The organism is Mesorhizobium sp. NFR06, assembly GCF_900115245.1.
GTDB lineage: Bacteria > Pseudomonadota > Alphaproteobacteria > Rhizobiales > Rhizobiaceae > Mesorhizobium.
Genome location: NZ_FOVT01000004.1, coordinates 292,943 through 312,167, shown reverse-complemented (window position 1 = coordinate 312,167; position 19,225 = coordinate 292,943). Strand labels below are relative to the sequence as shown.

The window sequence follows — 19,225 nt, the reverse complement described above, 5'->3', positions numbered from 1 at the left end:
GGTTTTCCGTCAGGAATTGCGTCAAAACAAAGAGATAGAGCGTTTCGCCGTTTCCGTGAAACGGTGAAATGCTCTAGGCGCCGCCGACGTCGAAGTGTAGCGGCTTGGCCGAGTCGATGGACTTGTGCGCCCGCAACTGATCCAGCACCCTCTCCGGGAACGGCGCGTCGAGATAGAGCAGCGCGATCGCATCGCCGCCCGGCCGGTTGCGGCCAAGCTGGAAGTTGGCGATGTTGACGCCGTTCTCGCCGCAGACGGTGCCGAGTAGGCCGATGATGCCGGGCGCGTCCGCATTGGTCGTATAGAGCATGTGCTGGCCGACCTCGGCGTCGAGATTGATGCCCTTGATCTGGATGAAGCGCGGCTTGTGATCGGAGAAGCAGGTGCCGGCGATCGAGCGCGTCATATGCTCGGTCTTGACGGTGAGCTTGATATAGCCGTCGAAGACGCCCGATTTGTCGCGCTTGACCTCGGCGACGATGATGCCGCGTTCCTTCACCATGATCGGCGCCGACACCATGTTGACGTCCGAGACCTGCGGCCGGATCAGGCCGGCAAGCGTGGCGCTCACCAGCGCGCGCGTGTTCATCGTCGCGGTCGATCCGTCGAACAGGATCTCGACCTCCTTGATCGGATCCTCGGTGACCTGGCCGACGAAGGCGCCGAGCACCTCGGCGAGCTTGACGAAGGGTTTTAGCCGTGGCGCCTCCTCGGCGGTGATCGAAGGCATGTTGATGGCATTGGAGACCGCGCCCTTGATCAGAAAGTCGCTCATCTGCTCCGCGACCTGCAGCGCGACATTCTCCTGCGCCTCGGTGGTCGAGGCACCGAGATGCGGCGTGACCACGACATTCTCCATGCCGAACAACGGGTTCTGGTCGGCCGGCTCGACCTCGAACACGTCGATGCCGGCGCCCGCCACCTTGCCGCTCTTCAGCGCCGCCACCAGGTCGGCCTCGACGACAAGGCCGCCGCGCGCGCAATTGATGATGCGCACGCCGTCCTTCATCTTGGCGATCGCCGCCGCATCGATGATGTGGCGTGTCTTGTCGGTCAACGGCGTGTGCAGCGTGATGAAATCGGCACGGGCGAAGAGCTCGTCGAGCTCGACCTTCTGGACGCCGAGCTCCTCGGCGCGGCTGTCCGACAGGAACGGGTCGAAGGCGATCACATGCATCTTCAACCCGACGCCGCGCGTGGCGACGATCGAGCCGATATTGCCGCAGCCGATCACGCCCAGCGTCTTGCTGGTGATCTCGACGCCCATGAAGCGGTTCTTTTCCCACTTGCCGGCATGGGTCGAGGCATTGGCTTCCGGTATCTGCCGCGCCAGCGCGAAGATCATGGCAACGGCGTGCTCGGCCGTTGTGATGGAATTGCCGAAGGGCGTGTTCATCACGATGATGCCCTTGCGGCTGGCGGCCGGGATGTCGACATTGTCGACGCCGATGCCGGCGCGGCCGACGACCTTGAGCCTCGGAGCGGCATTGATCAGCTTCTCGGTGACCTTGGTCGCCGAACGGATGGCGAGGCCGTCATACTGGCCGATCACCTCGGCGAGCTTTTCCTTGTCCTTGCCGAGATCGGGAAGATAGTCGACGTCGATGCCACGATCCTTGAAGATCTGCACGGCGGTGGTGGAAAGTTTATCCGAAACGAGAACGCGGGGCGCCATAGCGGCCTCCTTGAAAGGGATTTCGGGAAATGGTGGCGGCGGAGGCCGCCACGGATTTCAGGCCGCTGCCTTGAGCGAAGCTTTCTGTGCCGCGAAGGCCCAATCGAGCCACGGCAGCAACGCCTCGAGATCGGCAGTCTCGACGGTGGCGCCGCACCAGATGCGCAGGCCGGGCGGCGCGTCGCGATAGGAGCCGATGTCGTAAGCGACGCCTTCCTTGTCGAGCGAAGACACGATGCCCTTGGCGAAAGCCGCCTGACCGTCGGCATCGAGCGCCGCGACGTCGGGGTCGGTGAAGGACAGGCAGACCGAGGTGTTCGAGCGTGTCGCCGGATCGACGGCCAGATTGCCGAGCCATGGTGACTTGTCCGCGAACCGGTCGAGCACCGCGGCATTGGCGTCCGCGCGGGCAATGAGCGCCTCCAGCCCACCAATCGACTTCGCCCAGTGGAGCGCGTCGAGATAATCCTCGACGCACAGCATCGACGGCGTGTTGATGGTCTCGCCCTTGAAGATGCCCTCGATCAGCTTGCCGCCCGAGGTCAGGCGGAAGATCTTCGGCAACGGCCAGGCTGGCTTGTAGGTCTCCAGCCGCTCGACGGCGCGTGGCGACAGGATCAGCATGCCGTGCGCGCCCTCGCCGCCCAGCACCTTCTGCCAGGAGAAGGTGACGACATCGAGCTTTTCGAAATCGATCCTTTGCGCGAACGCCGCCGAGGTGGCGTCGCAGATGGTGAGGCCCTTGCGGTCGGCGGGAATGAAATCGCCGTTCGGCACGCGCACGCCGGAGGTCGTGCCGTTCCAGGTGAAGACCACGTCGCGATCGAAATCGATCTTTGTCAGATCCGGCAGTGCGCCGTAGCCGGCCTCGAACTTGCGCACGTCGGCGAGCTTGAGCTGCTTGACCACGTCGGTCACCCAGGCGGAGCCGAAGCTCTCCCAGGCGACCATGTCGACGCCGCGTTCGCCGAGCAGCGACCACATCGCCATTTCGACCGCGCCCGTGTCGGACGCCGGCACGATGCCGATGCGGTAGCCTGCGGGGACTTTGAGGATTTCGCGCGTCAACTCGATCGCCTGCTCGAGCTTCGCCTTGCCGATCTTGGCGCGGTGGGAGCGCCCGAGCGCGGCGGATTTCAGCGCCTCGGCCGACCAGCCGGGACGTTTTGCGCAGGGACCTGAGGAGAAATTGGGATTTGCCGGACGGAGTCCGGGCTTGGTAGGTGTCGTCATCGTGGTCTATCCTTCCAGATAGTGGCCCCTCGTTGGGGAGGGGTGGCCCACGGACGGCGATATGCGCTCAGGCTTCCGGCGTCAAGAGCAAAGTTTTTGTCGCTAGCGGGATATTCGCCTCAAGCCCTTGCCTCGGCGCGAACGAAAACGGCGGATCGCCCGATCCGCCGTCGAAATTTGCGGACTCTCGTTTCTCACCAGAGATCGTAGCGCAGCCCGAGCTTGACCGTCTGATAGTCAATGCCCTTGCGGATGTTGAAAGCGCCACCGTCATAGGCGACGTATTTGGCGCTCGGCACCGAGAAATATTCGTAACCGAGGTCGACCGAGACATTCTTGGTGACCTGGTAGGACAGACCCGCGGCGATGGAATAGGCGAGATTGAACTTGGCCGCGGTGTCGGTCTGACCTTCATAGCCGGCAGGATCATCGCAGAAGAATCCGCCGGTGCCGGCGCTGTTCGCGGGAACTTCCACGCAGTCGCGCGCACCCAGGCTCCTGTAGTATTTGTTGTAGGCTAGACCGATGCCGCCGCCGATATAGGGCGTGAGTCCGACATAGGTGCCCAGGTCGACATAGCCGTTGGCCATGACGCTGTAGCCCTTGTTGGAGGCGTTGTCGGAAAGGTCGCAGGCTTGGCTGGTCGCGACGGAATTGATGGTTCCGAAACCGTCGTCCACGAGCGTGTGCCCGTCGCAGGTCGCCCCTAGCTTGTCCTTTGCGGCGAATTTGTCGGTCGGCAGGATTCCCCCGTTCAACTCGACCCGGAGATAGTCGTTGACGTGATAGCCCATGCCGATGCTGCCGGTGAACAGACTGGACTCGTCGGTAAAGCTGTTGAGCGTTCCGGACGAGGTTTCCTCGTGCTTGAATGGATGGCTGAAGGCGTAGCCGACATCGCCGCGCAGGTACCAGCCCGAGCCGACTTCGACCGGCTGGTAGTCGGGCGCCTGATCGGCATAGATCGGCGGATCGTAGTCGGCCGCCAGCGCCGGCGTCATCGGCAACAGGATGATTGCTGCAAGCACTGACGCGATACGCGATCTCGATATCATGGTCCCCGGCTCCTGAAATTGGCGCCAGCCGCGAACGCGGGCGCCGTTTCAAGGAGCCATTGTTAACCATAGTGGTTAAGTGCCGGTTAAGGATAACAGCCGGTTACCGAATTGATTTCGATCGGATTTTAGCGACGGGTGCAAAATGCGAAAGCCGCCCGGCTGATGCCGGGCGGCTTGGAAGCCAAGAATACTCGAAGCGATTACTTGGTGTAGATCGGTTCCGGCTCGGGCTGGTAGACCACCGGCGCGGCGCAGCCATTGTTGCCGCCGAACTGGTAGCGCAGACCGCCGCGTACCTCGTGGGTATTGATGCCGCCGTCGAAGCCCGGCCCGGAACTGCTGGTGTCGAACTCGAACATGCGCCCGCCCTGGATATGGGTGTAGCGGTAGCCGGCATCGAGGATCACCCTGTCCGTCAAGCAGTAGGAAGCGCCGGCCATGAGTGCGTAAGCAAAGCGCCAGTTGGACGAGCCAGGATTGGTCTCGCTGGTGTTCGGATCGTGGACCGTGTCCCATTTGATGTGCGCGCCGCCGATACCGGCGCCGACATAAGGCGTGATGCCGTGCCAGGTGCCGATGTCGACATAGGCATTGGCCAAGAGCAGCAGGGCGCTCATCTTCGACACCTCGACCGACGTCGCGCCACTTTGGTCCGATGTTGCACCGTTGAAATTCGACTTGAACCAGTAGTCGGCGGTCAGATCGGTGCGGAAGTAATCGTTGATCTTGTAGCCGACACCGCCGCCGAGCGAGAAGCCGCCCTTGAGCTTGCCGAAATCGAAATCGTTGCTGCCTGGCGGCGGGCCATAAGTAATGTAGTCGATGCCGCGCAAGGTCGACTTGTGATAGTCGATGTCGCCGCGGATGTACCAGCCGCCGAAGTCGACCGGCTGCGCCTCGACGACCGGCGGCGGCGCCTCCTCGACCGGTGCCGGTTCCGCGAGGTCGGCGGCGAGCGCCGGTCCGGCCACCCCCGCGAACAGCGCGGCAAGCAATGCCATTCTCTTGAACATTCTGTCACCCCTAAGAAGCCTCGGGACGACACCCGCCCGAAGAAGTTTGACCTCGGGTTTGGATAATGAATCGGAAAGGTTAAAAGCCGTTTAACTGTATCGATTAACCACGAATCTATACAATTTTAGAGGGTAGGCCGTTGTGCGGCTGGCGCGGGACAGCGAAAAGCCCGCCCGGCGGCGGGCTCGTGGATATTGAGAACCAACCTCGCGGCGGGTTCAGGCGGCGCTGCGAGTTTCCGAAAGGATGCCGACGATGTCGTTGACGACCGCCTCGACCAGTTGCGGGTCGTCGCCCTCGGCCATGACGCGGATGAGCGGCTCGGTGCCGGAGGGCCGGATGACGAGGCGGCCGGATTTGCCGAGCCGGTTGCGTCCTTCCTCGATCGCCGCCTTGACCGGCGCTTCCTCCAGCGGCTTGCCGCCGGAGATGCGGACATTCTTCAACAACTGCGGCACCGGCTCGAACTTCCTCGACAACTCGCTGACCGGGCGGTTCTGCCGCTTGATGCAGGCCAGCACCTGCAGCGCCGAAACCAGGCCGTCGCCGGTGGTCGAGAAATCGGAAAGCACGATATGGCCGGACTGCTCGCCGCCGACATTCAACCCATGCGCGCGCATATGCTCCACGACATAACGGTCACCGACCTTAGTGCGGTGAAGCTGCAGCTTCATGTCGCCGAGGAAGCGCTCGAGGCCGAGATTGGACATCACCGTGGAGACGACGCCGCCCCCGGCCAGGCGTCCGCTCTGGTGCCAGGACTCGGCGATCAGCGCCATGATCTGGTCGCCGTCGACGATCGCGCCATTCTCGTCGACGATGACGACGCGGTCGGCGTCGCCGTCGAGCGCGATGCCGATATCGGCGCGCACCTCGTGCACCTTCTTCTGCAGGCCGGCCGGATGGGTCGAGCCGCACTCCTTGTTGATGTTGAAGCCGTTCGGCTCGACGTTGATCGCCACCACTTCGGCGCCGAGTTCCCACAGCGCCTCGGGCGCCACCTTGTAGGACGCGCCGTTCGCGCAGTCGACGACGATCCTAAGCCCCGAAAGCGACATCGAGCGCGGCAGCGTGCGCTTGGCGAATTCGATATAGCGGTCATGCACGCCATCGACGCGTTTGGCTCGACCAAGCCCGTCGGAATCGGCGAGCGCCAGCTCGATGTCCTTGTCGAGCATGCCTTCGATGCGTTCCTCGATCTCGTCGGAAAGCTTGTAGCCATCGGGCCCGAACAGCTTGATGCCGTTGTCGAAATAAGGATTGTGCGAGGCCGAGATCATCACGCCGATGTCGGCGCGCAGCGAGCGCACCAGCATGGCAACGGCCGGTGTCGGGATCGGGCCGAGCAGAAAGACGTCCATGCCGGCGGCGCACAAACCGGACACCATGGCATTCTCGATCATGTAGCCCGAAAGCCTGGTGTCCTTGCCGAGCACGACGCGGTGACGATGATTGCCGCGCTGAAAAGAGAGTCCGGCGGCCATGCCGACGCGCATGGCGACCTCGGCCGTCATCGGAAATTTGTTGGCGCGTCCGCGGATACCGTCCGTGCCGAAATACTGACCTGCCATGTCCGTTACAGTCCCCGTCGGTTTTTCAGCCGACCGTATTGCCACAAATTGGGCCGCATCCAATCATCAAATTTCATGATTATATATTACCATTCCTTAGAAAATCATTGTCGAGGATGGTGTAAGCGGCAGCCGACCACCACCTCTCCTTGTAGCGGGAATATACCAGCCGGCATGGACTTTTCTACCACACAGGCGGCCCGGCAAACCTTGTTCGCGCTGTGAAGCGCAAGAAATTCATGACATTATCGGGAGGGACACACTTTGTGACGGCATCGTAGCCGGAAGCATCTGGCGCAACTGAACATTGAGAGATATTGATTCGGTATAGGGACACCACCTGGCGACATCAAGGGAGAAAACGCCATGCTTATTCATAGACTTGCAGCTTTGACGGGCCTCGCCGTCGCAGCCTTTTTCGTGGCGGCGCCGGCCAACGCGCTGACCATGGCCGAGTGCAGCACCAAATATAACGCGGCCAAGGATGCGGGAACGCTCGCCGGCCAGACCTGGAACCAGTTCCGCAAGGCGCAGTGCGGCAGCGACGCCTCCGCCGCGACCGATACGAAGGCGGCGACCGAAACCAAGGCTGCTGAAACCAAGCCAGCCAAGAAGGCCAAGGACACCACCGCCGCGGCAACCGCCGACAGCGCGGCCAAGGGCCTGACCGCCAAGGAATGCAGCGCCAAATATCAGGCTGCCAAGGCCGCCGGCACGCTGAACGGCATGAAGTGGAATGACTTCCGCAAGACCGAATGCGCGGCTGGCGCTGCTGCGGCTGCTACCGACACCAAGCCTGCCGCCACCAAGACTTCGACCGCAGCGGCCTCTGACAGCTCGGCTAAAGGCCTGTCCATGGCCGAATGCAGCACCAAGTACCAGGCTGCGAAGACCGCCAACAAGCTGAACGGCATGAAGTGGAACGACTTCCGCAAGGCCGAGTGCGGCGCCGGCGCCGCCGATGACGACACCGTGCCCGCTCCGACCGAGGCGACCTTCACCAAGGAACCGGCGAAGCCGACTGTGACCGCGCCGAAGGGCGTGACTTTCCCCACCGCCATCTCGCCGAAATTCGCCAACGAGACCCCTGCCAAGGGCCGCATGCATACCTGCCTCGAGCAGTACTACGCCAACAAGGACGCCAACACGCTGAACGGTCTGAAGTGGATCCAGAAGGGCGGCGGCTTCTACAGCCTCTGCAACGCCAAGCTGAAGAGCTGATCGCTTAGCCACATCTTCCAGAGAAAGGCCCGCGCATCGCAAGTTGCGCGGGCCTTTTGTTGGGCGACTGTGCAGCAGAGCCGTAACCGCTGTTCTTAGGCCGCCAAGCAGGGACGTAGCTCCCCTTTGTTGACGCGATGTAGGTGGCGGATCATGATAGCCAACGGCGCAAAGAGCGACACCTCATGCTGGTGGGAGGACAATGATGCATCCACTTGTCATCGACGCGAAGCCTCAACCTATTTCAATTGATCCTGCTAACGCTGCAGTTCTCGTCGTGGACATGCAGAATGACTTCGGCACCAAAGGTGGAATGTTCGACAGAGCCGGAATCGATATCTCCGGGATTCAACGGGCTGTCGGCCCTACAGCCAGCGTAATCGCTGCCGCTCGCAACTTGAGAGTGCCCGTCGTCTATCTGAAGATGGGGTATTTGTCCGACCTCTCGGACCTTGGGACGTCGGACGCCCCCAACCGTATCCGACATCTCCAGATCTTTGGGGTCGGTGAGAGCATGATAAACCCGGATGGCAACGAGAGCCGGATTCTGGTCCGCGACAGCTGGGGAACAGACATCGTTGACGACCTCAAGCCACAGGCAGGAGATGTCGTTCTCTACAAAACACGGTTCAGCGGCTTCTACGAGACCGAACTCGATTCGGTTCTGAAGACCGCAGGCGTCAAACACCTCATCGTGACAGGATGCACGACCAGCGTGTGTGTGGAATCGACAATTCGGGATGCCTTCTTCAGGGACTATCACTGCATACTGCTGACGGATTGCACCAGCGAGCCCATCGCTCGGGACGCCCCAAGGAGCAATCATGATGCCTCGATCACGCTCGTGCAGATACTCTTTGGATGGACATCGACGTCCGACCATTTCCTGAAGGCGATCGAGGAGCGAGTTCAGGCACGGCTTGAACTAGCCGAATGAGCTGGCGAGGCTGCGTATCACCCGAACTCAGATCACGGCCTTAAGCTCGGGAGCCCGGATGTTGGCCCAGGGCAGCAGGTCATCGATCTGGCTGTTGGGGTCATCTGGCTGCCCCCATCTTCTCCCCGTGAACGGCAGGGCAATGAGGGGCAGCGCTGGCATCGATGGATAGAGAGCGTAGGCGAGGTCGACCGAGAGATCGCAGCCTGTCATCTTTGAACCGCGTAGAAAAAAAACGCCGCGGCAGGACCGCGGCGTTTTTGTTGATTCATATCTTTTCTAAAATCACCCCTGCGGCTGAGGCTCCATGCCGCCTTCGGGTTCGGGGCCCTTCTTGCGGCGGCCGCCGGTGCCGGCTTTCGGCACGGCCGAGCCGCGGCTCGGCGGCGTGTCGTCGCCGAGGTCGCGGGCGGGTTTGTGGCCTGCGATCAGCTGCTTGATCTCCTCGCCCGACAACGTCTCGTATTCGAGCAGGCCTTCGGCGAGCGCGATCCATTCCTTCTTCTTCTTGGTCAGGATGGCCTTGGCCGTCGAGTAGGCCTCGTCGATCAGACGGCGCACCTCCGCGTCGATGATCTGCGCCGTCTCTTCCGAGATGTTTTGCGTGCGCGCCACCGAGTGGCCGAGGAAGACTTCCTCCTGGTTGTCGCCATAGGCGACGTGGCCGAGCTTGTCGGAAAAACCCCAGCGCGTGACCATGGCACGCGCCAGCTTGGTCGCCTGCTCGATGTCGGAGGAGGCGCCGGAGGTGATGTTTTCCTTGCCGAACTTGAACTCCTCGGCGACGCGGCCGCCCATCATGATCGCGAGCCGCGAGATCATGTATTTGTAGCTCATCGAATAGCGGTCGCCTTCCGGCAGCTGCATGACCATGCCGAGCGCACGGCCGCGCGGAATGATGGTGGCCTTGTGCAGCGGGTCGGCCGTCGGCACGTTGAGCGCCAGGATGGCGTGGCCAGCCTCGTGATAGGCGGTCAGTTCCTTCTCGGCCTGCGTCATCGCCGACGAGCGGCGCTCCGCGCCCATCATGATCTTGTCCTTGGCGTCCTCGAATTCGGCCATGGTGACGAGCCGCTTGTTGCGGCGCGCCGCCATCAGCGCGGATTCGTTGACGAGGTTCATCAGGTCGGCGCCGGAAAAACCGGGCGTGCCGCGCGCGATGACCTTGAGGTCGACATTGGGCGCCAGCGGCACGTTGCGCACATGCACCTTGAGGATCTTCTCGCGGCCGACGATGTCGGGGTTCGGCACCACGACCTGGCGGTCGAAGCGGCCGGGCCTGAGCAGCGCCGGGTCGAGCACGTCGGGGCGGTTGGTGGCGGCGATCAGGATGATGCTCTCGTTGGACTCGAAGCCGTCCATCTCGACCAGCAGCTGGTTCAGCGTCTGCTCGCGCTCGTCATTGCCGCCGCCCAAGCCGGCACCGCGATGGCGGCCGACGGCGTCGATTTCGTCGATGAAGATGATGCAGGGCGCGTTCTTTTTGGCCTGGTCGAACATGTCGCGCACACGGGATGCGCCGACGCCGACGAACATTTCGACGAAATCCGAGCCCGAAATGGTGAAGAACGGCACGTTGGCTTCGCCGGCGACCGAACGCGCAAGCAGCGTCTTGCCGGTGCCGGGCGGGCCGACGAGCAGCACGCCGCGCGGAATCTTGCCGCCGAGGCGCTGGAACTTCTGCGGATCGCGCAGGAACTCGACGATTTCCTCCAGATCCTCCTTGGCCTCGTCGACGCCGGCGACGTCCTGGAAGGTGACGCGGCCATGCGCTTCCGTCAGAAGCTTGGCCTTCGACTTGCCGAAGCCCATGGCGCGGCCGGAGCCGGATTGCATCTGGCGCATGAAGAATATCCACACGCCGAGGATCAGGATCATCGGCAGCCACGAGATCAGATAGCCGAACAGCGAATTCGAGCCGTCGGTCTCAGGCTTGGCGGTGATGGTGACGTTCTTGTCCTGCAGCCTGGACACCAGCGACGGATCGCCGGGCGAATAGGTCTGGAAGCCGTTGGCGTTGTCCGTGTAGTTGCCGAAGATGCGGGCGCCGGCGATGGTCACGCTTTTGACCCGGCCGGAGGCGACATCCTGCAGGAACTGCGAATAGGCGATATCCGTCGTGGCACCGCGCGTCTGTGGCGTCTGGAAAAGGTTGAACAGGGCGATGAGCAGGACAGCTATGATCGCCCAGAGCGCGAGGTTGCGATAATTCGGATTCATCTATTGTCCTGTGGGCGTCCGCGTGCGGACCCGCGATGATGGAGAAGCTTGGGCCTAACATAGGGAGAGCACCTCCCCTTGCCAAGCAGAACAGCACGTATCGGTTAAGCTTTCGCCCACCCTCGGCCACCATCATGGCCATGGAATGGCGGCGCCGGCAGCGGCGGCGCGCCGACAAGGACCGCAACGGCGGCGGCGGGATCGAGATCGAAGGACGGCAGGAAGCGCGCGAAAGGGGTCACCACCGCAACGATCGAGACCGGTTGCCGGCCGGCTCCGCCGCCAGCAAAATCAAGGCGTTTGCCGCCGCACCACAGCGAGGGCTCCGTGGCAAGCGCCGCGTGTAAGAGGCTGGGCGGGATATCCTCGCTCGAGGACGCTTGCCTAGCGGCGGCGGCACCCAGCGGCGCGATCACCAAGTCGCCCGGCCTGTCGTTCAAAGTGATGCGGCACCGGTTGTCCCAAAGCCCATTCTCCACCACCGGAGCGGGAGCAGGGAGGTTGCGGTTCTCGCGGCGGACGAAAATCCCGGTTCGGCGCGCATCGACCACCGTCCGCGACAATGTGGCGCAAAGCGGGGCGGACCGCAGTTGGGAAAGCAACGTGGCGCAGCGCGCCTCGTCGGCGAGAAACGGCATGCCGCCGACGGTGGCCAGCAGGATGCGCAGCGCGTAGGTGGCCGCCTGGCCATCCTCCTGCGCGGCAAATTCGCGATCGAGACGGATGAGGCCCGCGACCGGCCTGCTGGCGAAGGCGTCGATCAGCGCGGCGGCACGACGGCCGACGTCCTCGCGCTCGCCGGCCGCCTCGCCCGCTCTTGCCAGCGCTTCCATGATGCGCCGCTCGCCATCGCCCTGCGCGAGCGCGGCCCGCACGCGCGGCCGCTCGAAGCGGGGATCGACATTGGTCGGATCCTCGATCCAGCCGACGCTGCGATGCACCAGCACCTCGCGCAGCGCCGCGCGCCGGGTGCCGAGCAGCGGGCGCACGATCCATGTCCGCCAGTTGTGAAGCGTGGCGGGCGCCATGCCGGCGAGACCGCGGCCGTCATCGTCGCGCGCCTGTCGCATCAGCACCGTCTCCGCCTGGTCGTCGGCGGTGTGGCCGGTCAGGATCAGCTTGATGCCTTCGGCGTCGGCTGCCGCGGCAAGCAGGTTGTAGCGCGCCTCGCGCGCGGCCGCCGGCAGCCCGCTGGTGGGCTTGTCGCCGCTCCAGGTAAGAATGCGATGCGCAATGCCGCGTTCGGCGCAGAAGCGGGCGACGAGCCGGGCTTCGGCGGCCGAATCCGGCCGCAGGCCGTGATCGACCGTCACCGCGAGCAGCCTGGCGGCCGGTGCGGTCCTGTCGAGGTGATCTTTGAGGAGGAGGAGAAGGGCGGTCGAATCGCTGCCGCCGGACACGGCCGCAACGGCGCCGTTGGAAAAGTCTAGGTTAGAGAAAAGGCAATCTGGAAACTCAGCTTTGGTATCGGCCGTCAGCACGCCGCCAGCGCCTTTTCCTGTTTGATGCGTTCCTTGAGCGTGCCCGAGACGTCGGGATAGCGCTTGCCGATTTCATTGAAGGTTGCGCAGGCGACGTCGTTCTGCTTCAGGCCGACCAGCGAAACGCCGAGCTTGAGCAGCATGTCGGGCGCCTTCTTGGCCTTCGGATAATCCTTGCTGGCGGCGAGGAAGACTTCGGCCGCGTCGCGGTATTTCTGTTGCCCGAGCAACGACTCGCCCAGCCAGTAATGCGCGTCGGCCGCCTTGCCGTCCTTGGGGAAGCGCGAAATATGATCGCGAAAACCCTGCTCGGCGGTCGAATAATCGCCCGACAGGATGAATTGGTAGGAGTTGCGGTAAAGCTCGTCGGGATTGTTGGTCGACGGCAAGGCCGCGACTTCGGTGCCGCCGGACTTGCCTTTCTTGGCCGGCGCCTCGGCTGCGGGAGCGCTTGCTGTGACCGGGGGAGGCTCAGCCGGCGCGCTGGCCTGCGGGCCGGTCTCGGCATTGACGACGTTGCCGTTCTTGTCGACGGTGATGGTGCCGAAATTCTTCGGCGGCGCGCCGGTGATCAGCTTGCCGGGATCGCCGGTCTGCGATTCCACGATGACGTCGCCGACCGTCTTGCCGCCGTTTTGCGAGCCGGTATCGGCCGGCGCCTGCGTCGCCGGAGCCTGGGCGACGCTGTTATCGGTTCCGGCGTCGCCGGTGCCGGATTGACCGGTGCCGGCATCGCCGAGATTGGTGTTGCCGCCGTTGGCATTGCCGTCCTGTGGGGCGGCTTCCGATTTCTTCTGCCCGGCTGGTTTGGCGCCTCCTTGCGAACCGCCCTCGAGCTGCTGGAAGCGGAACTCATTGTCTTCCTGCTGCTTTCGCATCTGTTCCTGCATCTGCAGGATCTGGAAATTGAGCTCCTCGATCTTGCCGTTCATCTGGCGAAGCTGGTCCTCCAGACCAGTCATGCCGGCGCCGCCATCCTGTTGCGCGACCTGCGCCTGTTCCGGCTTCTTCATGTCGCCGAAGATGCCGAGCGTCGGTAGATGGAAGCTGAACCCCTTGTCGGCAGCCTGCCCGGCGGTGTCGGCCGAGGCGGCAAGGCTCGGGAGGCTTGATACTAGCAGCAGCGCAAGCGTGCCGCTCAGGACCGTTCTGAAATGCATTCTGTCTCTCGCGGTGGGTGTGGGCCTGATGCGCCTTTCCAAATCAAACAGTGGGAGCAAGCGCCCTCGCGCTCATAGCAGGACGCGAGACTTCGGCCAAATTTTGTTTCAGCGTATTGCAAATGAAAAAGGCGGCGCTGAGGCCGCCTTTCATTGTTGGATGTGGCATTTTTGCCGCCCACCGCGCCGCGCGCCGTCAGACGCGCAAGCACGCTTCGGGACCGTTCAGCCGACGCGTGTTCCTCTCCGAAAATCGATGCCGATTTTCGGGGGCATGCGTCAGGAACCGGCGCCGGAAAGCGTAGTGACGGCGCGGCGGTTCTGCGACCAGCAGGAGATGTCGTCACAGACGGCGACCGGGCGCTCCTTGCCGTAAGAGATCGTCTTCAGGCGATTGGCGGCAACGCCCTTGGAGACCAGGAAGTCGCGGGTGGCGGCGGCGCGGCGGGCGCCCAGCGCCAGATTGTACTCACGCGTGCCGCGCTCGTCGGCATGGCCTTCGATGACGATCGCGTACTGGCGATACTGGTTCAGCCACTGGGCCTGGCGCGACAGCGTCGTTTGCGCATCGGCGCGGATCGACGAGGAATCGGTGTCGAAGAAGATGCGGTCGCCGATGTTGACGGTGAAATCCTGCGCCGAACCGGGCGTGGCGGCGCCGGCGCCGTTGAGGCCCAGATCGGCCGCGCTGTTCGGGGTCTTCTTCGAGGCGCAGCCGGTGATGGCGAGAGCCGCCACCAGCGCGATCATCGCTGGGTTTCTGGTAAGTGCTGCGATACGGCCCATGCCGCCTCTCCTTCGCATTTCGAGTGATTTCGTTGATCACCCAGTAACCACGTTTGGGTTAACCGCCATTCAAGAAACAGGGTTAATTTTTGGTTTCGAGCCGCCGTCCTCGGCCGGTTTTGGTGGGCGCACATTGCGTGCGGACCGTAGGCGGAAATGCGGCCAAAACATGAAGGAAAGAGGAACTGAGGAACTCAGGAATTGAGGAATTGACGAAAAGGGATCACCTCAGCCTCTCTCTGAGGCTCACGAGCATCCCATGGATCTGAGTTCCCTTACTCCAGCAACGGCGACCAGGCCGGATCCGAAGCGTAGTTCGCGGTCGGAATCTGCTGCTCGTTGCGGCCGGTCAGATCGACCGAGACCAGCTTGGGTCCGCCGGCGGAGTCGCGGAAGAACATCAGCACGCGGCCGTTCGGCGCCCAGGTCGGACCCTCCTGCTGGAAGCCGGAGGAAAGGATGCGCTCGCCCGAGCCGTCGGTCTTCATGACGCCGATCTGGAACTCGCCGCCGCTTTGCTTGGTGAAGGCGATGAGATCGCCGCGCGGCGACCAGACCGGCGTCGAATAGACGCCGTCGCCGAACGAGATGCGGTGCGGGTTGGAGCCGTCGGCGCCCATGACGTAGATCTGCGAGCGGCCGCTGCCGCCGCCGCGGTCGGAGGTGAAGACGATCTGTGAGCCGTCGGGCGAATAGGAAGGCGAGGTGTCGATTGCGGTCGAGTCGGTCAACCGCGTCGTCGAGCGGCTTCTCAAATCCATGGCGAAGATGTTGGAGTTGCCGTCGTCGCGCAGCAGGCTCATGATCACCTTCTGGCCATCGGGCGAGAAGCGCGGCGCGAACGTCATGCCGGGGAAGTTGCCCACCAGCTCGCGCTGGCCGGTCTCGATCTGCAGCAGGTAGACCTTCGGCTGCCCGCTCTCGTAAGACATGTAGGTGATTTCCTGCCGGTTCGGCGAGAAACGCGGCGTCAGCACGATCGCGCGGCCGTCGGAGAGGTAGCGCACATTGGCGCCGTCCTGGTCCATGATGGCGAGCCGCTTCTTGCGCGCGTTCTTGGCGCCGGATTCGTCGACGAAGACGACGCGCGTGTCGAAATAACCCTTCTCGCCGGTAATCCGCTCGTAGATGGCGTCGGCGATGATATGGGCGACGCGCCTCGTATTGGCGTCGTTGGCGAAGAACTGCTCGCCCGCCATCTGCTGACCCGCAAACGTATCCCACAGCCGATATTGCGCGCGGATGCGGCCATCGGCTTCCTTGCCGACGCTGCCCGTGACCAGCGCCTGCGCGTTGATCACCTTCCAGTCGTCGAAGCGCGGCGTGGCGTCCGGGCCTGAGATCTTTTCGATGAAAGCGCTCTTGTCGATCGGCGCGAACAGGCCGGAGCGCTTCAGGTCGGCCGTAACGATCTCCGTGATCTGCGCGCCAAGCGCATCATTGGACTGGAAATCCGTGATCGCGATCGGCAGCGGTTCGACATTGCCCTTGTTGACGTTGATCTCGACGAGGGCCCATGCCGGCGCGGCGGCGCCAACCATGGAACCCAAAGCTATAGTCGCGACCATCAGGAGCGGCTTGAGGATGAATTTCATGTCTTCTCGCTTCTCTTCGCTGATTGTGCGGAGGGCAGGCCTCAAAGGCCAAGCATTTCCCTCGGATCGAAAGTGACCTTGATCTGTGCCCAGATGTCCTGCTTTCCGGCAGGAACCTGCAGGCCGGCCATGTTGCATTTCTGGATCGCGCGCACCGCGCTTTCATCGACCTGGCGGTTTCCGCTCGACTTCTCGACGACCGGCAGTCCGTCCAGCTTGCCGGAGGCGTCGAGGTTGAACGAGATCACGGCGATGAGGTCATTCGTGGCTTCCATGCCCGCGGGGAAGGTCCAGCACCCGGCAAGCTGATCCCTCAGCGCCCCTTCCTCGGATTTCGACAGTTTTTGGCCCTGGTCCTTTTCGCCGCCCAGCGAAGCCTGCTGGGTCGAGCGCTTGGCGCCGCCGCCGGACGGCTTCTGCTTGTCGAGAAGCGCCGAAATCTCGTCGGCGTTGAACTGCTTGTCGTCCGACTTCGGCTTGGAGGAAGCCTCCTTCACCGGCTTGTCGGCGTCCTTGCGATCGGGCGCCTTGGCGCTCTCGGCCTGCGCCGGCTGCGGCTTCGGCCGCGCCTGCGGCGCGGGCGCGGAATCCGGCAGCTTGGCCTCGTCCGTCGGCTGATCCTGGGAGATTGCTTCGGCCACCGCGTCCGGCTTCACCTCTTCCTTCTGGATAGCGGCGGTCGTGTCCTTCGTCGGTGCCGGCGTCGGTTCCTTGGCCGGCGTCGGCTTGGGATCCGTCTGCTTGACGGGCTCGGGCTTGACCTCTTCCTTCGGCGCCGGGGTTGGCGCAACTTCCGTCGCCGGGATGGGCTTGGGCTTTTCCTGCGGCTTCGGCACGTCCTCGACCGCCGGCTTCTCGGTCGGTGTCGGCGCCGGCGGCGGCGCCGCTGTTTTCTCGACCGGCTTCGGCTTGGCTTCGTCCGTCACCGGCTTGTCGGTGTCGACGGTATTTTCGCCGACCTTCTGGGCATTCGGCACGACATCCGGCCGCTTGGTGGGCAGCGGCGCCGGCTTCTCATGCATCACCGACTTCTTGTCGCCCTGCAGCGTCTGCGGCACGGCCTCCATGGGCACGATGTCGACCGCCACCGACTCCACGTCGGCTGCCGGCATGGCCGGCGGCGACGACAGCGTGAACAGCCCGAAGGCCAGCGCCACCGTGTGCAAGATCACCGATGAGGTGAGACCGGTCCGCATCGCGCGTCTACTGATCCTGTTCCTGCAACGAGACCAGGCCGATATTCTTGTAACCGGCGGCCGAAATGCGGGCCATGACCTTCATCGCCGTGCCATAGTCGGTTAATTTGTCGCCGCGGATGAAGATGCGCTCGTCATAGCCGGTCTTCGAGATCGCCTGCAGCTTGGCTACGAGCTCGTCGATCGGGATTTCGGTTTCCTGCAGATAGATCTGGCCGCCGGCGTTGATCGACACGGTGATCGGCTGCGTGTCGACATTCAGCGCCTTGGCCTGCGTATCCGGCAGGTCGATCGGAACCCCGACGGTGAGCAGCGGCGCCGCGACCATGAAGATGATCAGCAGCACCAGCATCACGTCGACCATGGGTGTGACGTTGATTTCCGACATCAGGGCATGGTGACGGCCACGGCGCCTATGGCCGCGCCCGCCCCGCCCCGTGCCACCTGCGCCAACAGCAGACATCCCCATGATCGTTCCTCAGACCTTCTGCGCTACTTTTTCATCGATTTGGCGCGAGAGTATGGCGGAGAACTCGTCCGAGAACCCTTCCATGCGCACGCCGAGTTTGTTCGCGTCCGACGACAGCTTGTTGTAGGCGATGACGGCGGGAATGGCCGCGAGCAGGCCGATAGCGGTCGCCAGCAGCGCCTCGGCGATACCGGGCGCCACAACCGAAAGGCTGGTGTTTTTCGAGGCGGCGATCGCCTGGAACGAGGTCATGATGCCGATGACGGTGCCGAACAGGCCGATGAAGGGCGCGGCCGAGCCGGTGGTCGCGAGGAAGCCGAGGCGTCCTTCCAGCCTTTCCATTTCTCGGGTCAGCGCCAGGTCCATCGCCTTGTCGATGCGAGTTTGCAGCGCCAGCGGCGATTTCGCCCCCTTTTCGAAACTCTTCTTCCATTCGCGCATGGCGGCGACGAAGATCGCGCCCATGCCGGTGGTCTTGCGGTCGGCGAGCGTGCGGTAGAGATCCTCGAGCGACTGGCCCGACCAGAAAACCTGCTCGAAGCGGTTGAGCGCCAGCCGCATGCGGCTAAAGGCGACGAGCTTGTCGATGATGATCGCCCAGGTCCAGATCGAGGCGCAGAGCAGGCCGATCATGACCAGCTTGACCACCCAGCCGGCCTGCATGAACAGGGCCCATATCGACAGATGCGCGCCCGGTTCGGCGAGTGCGATGTTTTCCATGACTACTACGTCCTTAAGATTTTCCGGGCGTCGCTGGCGGCTGGCCCATGGGCATCCCTTTTGGTCCGATCGCGCGAAGCTGCGAGAAGCTTGCGGCCTAGCCCCGAATGCACCGTTTCGCGGCCTTTTCGAGGCAAATATTGGTGAAAGGAAGGCGCCCGAATTGCGCCAATCTTCGCCGATTCCTTCATGAACCGTTATGGTTAAGGATGGGTTAGGATGTAAGGCGCGGCGCATTGCCGCGCTTGGCGCGGCAACGTTCGGGGCCGACCCAGGTCGCATGCGTTGAGATTTCAGGGGCAGGCCGAGCCGGGAACGGTGGCTCCGGGAAGCGGAGCGGAGCGTAGTGAAACGCCCAAGCGCAGAAGGCCAGCGATCGCTGCCGGTCTTACCTGGATATCAGCTCGCCCCGAGGCATGAAAGCCGCGATCCATTCCTTCGGAAACCGCTTCGGCCGGCCGCTTTCGCCGACGATCGCCGCTTCGACCTTGGCCGCGACCAGCACGTCGGCGCCGCGCTTCAACTGCTGCCCCATGAAGATGCGGGCGCCGGAAATGTCGTCGGTGCGCGTGTCGATGGTTAGGATATCGTCCATGCGCGCCGGCGAGCGGAAGTCGATCTCCATGCGCCGCACCACCCACACGATGCGCTCGCCGTGCTTGCCGTCCAAAAGCTCGGTGTGGTGCACGCCGGTCAGCCTCAGATAGTCCGAGCGGCCGCGTTCGAGGAATTCGAGATAGCGCGCATGGTAGACGACGCCGGAGAAATCGGTGTCGGCATAGTAGACCCTGGCCATCAGGCGATGGCCGAAATCCGTCAGCGCCCCGGAAAGCCCGGCGCTGAGCGCCGCCGATTCACCATGATCGTCCATCGCGCTTTCCTTTTCTGG

16 protein-coding genes are annotated in these 19,225 nt (G+C 63.3%); 2 read left to right on the top strand and 14 right to left on the bottom strand.

Going from position 1 to position 19,225, the window contains the following annotated elements:
* Nucleotides 1-73: 73 nt before the first annotated feature.
* From serA to glmM, 5 genes are all read right to left on the bottom strand, one after another.
* Entirely contained in the window at nucleotides 74-1,675 is a 1,602-nt protein-coding gene (serA, locus tag F3H96_RS10445) for a phosphoglycerate dehydrogenase (protein ID WP_149791851.1), read from the bottom strand.
* A gap of 57 nt (nucleotides 1,676-1,732) precedes the next feature.
* Nucleotides 1,733-2,908, bottom strand: coding sequence for a phosphoserine transaminase (locus F3H96_RS10440; protein WP_149791850.1), 1,176 nt, complete (start codon nucleotides 2,906-2,908; stop codon nucleotides 1,733-1,735).
* 194 nt (nucleotides 2,909-3,102) lie between these two features.
* A complete protein-coding gene (locus F3H96_RS10435; RefSeq protein WP_149791849.1) occupies nucleotides 3,103-3,963 on the bottom strand; it encodes an outer membrane beta-barrel protein in 861 nt (286 codons plus the stop codon).
* A gap of 203 nt (nucleotides 3,964-4,166) precedes the next feature.
* Complete coding sequence (locus F3H96_RS10430) at nucleotides 4,167-4,979, bottom strand: outer membrane protein (RefSeq protein WP_149791848.1); 813 nt, start codon at nucleotides 4,977-4,979, stop codon at nucleotides 4,167-4,169.
* A gap of 219 nt (nucleotides 4,980-5,198) precedes the next feature.
* Nucleotides 5,199-6,551 carry a phosphoglucosamine mutase gene (gene glmM, locus F3H96_RS10425; RefSeq protein ID WP_149791847.1) on the bottom strand — a complete coding sequence of 451 codons (1,353 nt, stop codon included), beginning with the start codon at nucleotides 6,549-6,551 and terminating at the stop codon, nucleotides 5,199-5,201.
* 366 nt (nucleotides 6,552-6,917) lie between these two features.
* On the opposite strand from glmM, the gene F3H96_RS10420 reads away from it, so the two are divergent.
* Nucleotides 6,918-7,772: a hypothetical protein gene (locus F3H96_RS10420; protein WP_149791846.1), complete on the top strand. Its 855-nt coding sequence runs from the start codon at nucleotides 6,918-6,920 to the stop codon at nucleotides 7,770-7,772.
* Nucleotides 7,773-7,977: 205 nt separating this feature from the next.
* Nucleotides 7,978-8,709, top strand: coding sequence for a cysteine hydrolase (locus F3H96_RS10415; protein ID WP_244619954.1), 732 nt, complete (start codon nucleotides 7,978-7,980; stop codon nucleotides 8,707-8,709).
* A gap of 285 nt (nucleotides 8,710-8,994) precedes the next feature.
* Here F3H96_RS10415 and ftsH read toward each other — a convergent pair whose 3' ends face one another.
* The 9 genes from ftsH to ybgC form a co-directional block, all read right to left on the bottom strand.
* The gene (gene ftsH, locus F3H96_RS10410) at nucleotides 8,995-10,929 is read right to left on the bottom strand and encodes an ATP-dependent zinc metalloprotease FtsH (RefSeq protein ID WP_149791844.1); all 1,935 of its coding nucleotides are present in this window, start codon (nucleotides 10,927-10,929) and stop codon (nucleotides 8,995-8,997) included.
* A 104-nt stretch (nucleotides 10,930-11,033) separates the two neighbouring features.
* Complete coding sequence (tilS, locus tag F3H96_RS10405) at nucleotides 11,034-12,410, bottom strand: tRNA lysidine(34) synthetase TilS (RefSeq protein ID WP_149791843.1); 1,377 nt, start codon at nucleotides 12,408-12,410, stop codon at nucleotides 11,034-11,036.
* Complete coding sequence (gene ybgF, locus F3H96_RS10400) at nucleotides 12,404-13,570, bottom strand: tol-pal system protein YbgF (protein WP_149791842.1); 1,167 nt, start codon at nucleotides 13,568-13,570, stop codon at nucleotides 12,404-12,406. The genes tilS and ybgF overlap by 7 nt, the downstream gene beginning before the upstream one ends.
* 279 nt (nucleotides 13,571-13,849) lie before the next feature.
* The gene (pal, locus tag F3H96_RS10395) at nucleotides 13,850-14,356 is read right to left on the bottom strand and encodes a peptidoglycan-associated lipoprotein Pal (RefSeq protein WP_095804685.1); all 507 of its coding nucleotides are present in this window, start codon (nucleotides 14,354-14,356) and stop codon (nucleotides 13,850-13,852) included.
* Between the two features lie 275 nt (nucleotides 14,357-14,631).
* Nucleotides 14,632-15,924 carry a Tol-Pal system beta propeller repeat protein TolB gene (gene tolB / locus F3H96_RS10390; protein ID WP_244619959.1) on the bottom strand — a complete coding sequence of 431 codons (1,293 nt, stop codon included), beginning with the start codon at nucleotides 15,922-15,924 and terminating at the stop codon, nucleotides 14,632-14,634.
* A gap of 68 nt (nucleotides 15,925-15,992) precedes the next feature.
* Nucleotides 15,993-17,147 carry an energy transducer TonB gene (locus F3H96_RS10385; protein ID WP_149791840.1) on the bottom strand — a complete coding sequence of 385 codons (1,155 nt, stop codon included), beginning with the start codon at nucleotides 17,145-17,147 and terminating at the stop codon, nucleotides 15,993-15,995.
* Between the two features lie 7 nt (nucleotides 17,148-17,154).
* Complete coding sequence (tolR, locus tag F3H96_RS10380) at nucleotides 17,155-17,616, bottom strand: protein TolR (protein ID WP_149791839.1); 462 nt, start codon at nucleotides 17,614-17,616, stop codon at nucleotides 17,155-17,157.
* 9 nt (nucleotides 17,617-17,625) lie between these two features.
* Nucleotides 17,626-18,336 carry a protein TolQ gene (tolQ, locus tag F3H96_RS10375; RefSeq protein ID WP_149791838.1) on the bottom strand — a complete coding sequence of 237 codons (711 nt, stop codon included), beginning with the start codon at nucleotides 18,334-18,336 and terminating at the stop codon, nucleotides 17,626-17,628.
* Between the two features lie 388 nt (nucleotides 18,337-18,724).
* Nucleotides 18,725-19,207: a tol-pal system-associated acyl-CoA thioesterase gene (ybgC, locus tag F3H96_RS10370; protein ID WP_149791837.1), complete on the bottom strand. Its 483-nt coding sequence runs from the start codon at nucleotides 19,205-19,207 to the stop codon at nucleotides 18,725-18,727.
* Nucleotides 19,208-19,225 lie beyond the last annotated feature (18 nt).

Excerpts from the sequence above, each read along its gene's own strand:
- serA (WP_149791851.1), bottom strand. The coding sequence starts at position 1,675 with ATGGCGCCCCGCGTTCTCGTTTCGGATAAACTTTCCACCACCGCCGTG.
- F3H96_RS10440 (WP_149791850.1), bottom strand. The coding sequence starts at position 2,908 with ATGACGACACCTACCAAGCCCGGACTCCGTCCGGCAAATCCCAATTTC.
- F3H96_RS10435 (WP_149791849.1), bottom strand. The coding sequence starts at position 3,963 with ATGATATCGAGATCGCGTATCGCGTCAGTGCTTGCAGCAATCATCCTG.
- F3H96_RS10430 (WP_149791848.1), bottom strand. The coding sequence starts at position 4,979 with ATGTTCAAGAGAATGGCATTGCTTGCCGCGCTGTTCGCGGGGGTGGCC.
- glmM (WP_149791847.1), bottom strand. The coding sequence starts at position 6,551 with ATGGCAGGTCAGTATTTCGGCACGGACGGTATCCGCGGACGCGCCAAC.
- F3H96_RS10420 (WP_149791846.1), top strand. The coding sequence starts at position 6,918 with ATGCTTATTCATAGACTTGCAGCTTTGACGGGCCTCGCCGTCGCAGCC.
- F3H96_RS10415 (WP_244619954.1), top strand. The coding sequence starts at position 7,978 with ATGCATCCACTTGTCATCGACGCGAAGCCTCAACCTATTTCAATTGAT.
- ftsH (WP_149791844.1), bottom strand. The coding sequence starts at position 10,929 with ATGAATCCGAATTATCGCAACCTCGCGCTCTGGGCGATCATAGCTGTC.
- ybgF (WP_149791842.1), bottom strand. The coding sequence starts at position 13,570 with ATGCATTTCAGAACGGTCCTGAGCGGCACGCTTGCGCTGCTGCTAGTA.
- pal (WP_095804685.1), bottom strand. The coding sequence starts at position 14,356 with ATGGGCCGTATCGCAGCACTTACCAGAAACCCAGCGATGATCGCGCTG.
- tolB (WP_244619959.1), bottom strand. The coding sequence starts at position 15,924 with ATGGTCGCGACTATAGCTTTGGGTTCCATGGTTGGCGCCGCCGCGCCG.
- F3H96_RS10385 (WP_149791840.1), bottom strand. The coding sequence starts at position 17,147 with ATGCGGACCGGTCTCACCTCATCGGTGATCTTGCACACGGTGGCGCTG.
- tolR (WP_149791839.1), bottom strand. The coding sequence starts at position 17,616 with ATGGGGATGTCTGCTGTTGGCGCAGGTGGCACGGGGCGGGGCGGGCGC.
- tolQ (WP_149791838.1), bottom strand. The coding sequence starts at position 18,336 with ATGGAAAACATCGCACTCGCCGAACCGGGCGCGCATCTGTCGATATGG.
- ybgC (WP_149791837.1), bottom strand. The coding sequence starts at position 19,207 with ATGGACGATCATGGTGAATCGGCGGCGCTCAGCGCCGGGCTTTCCGGG.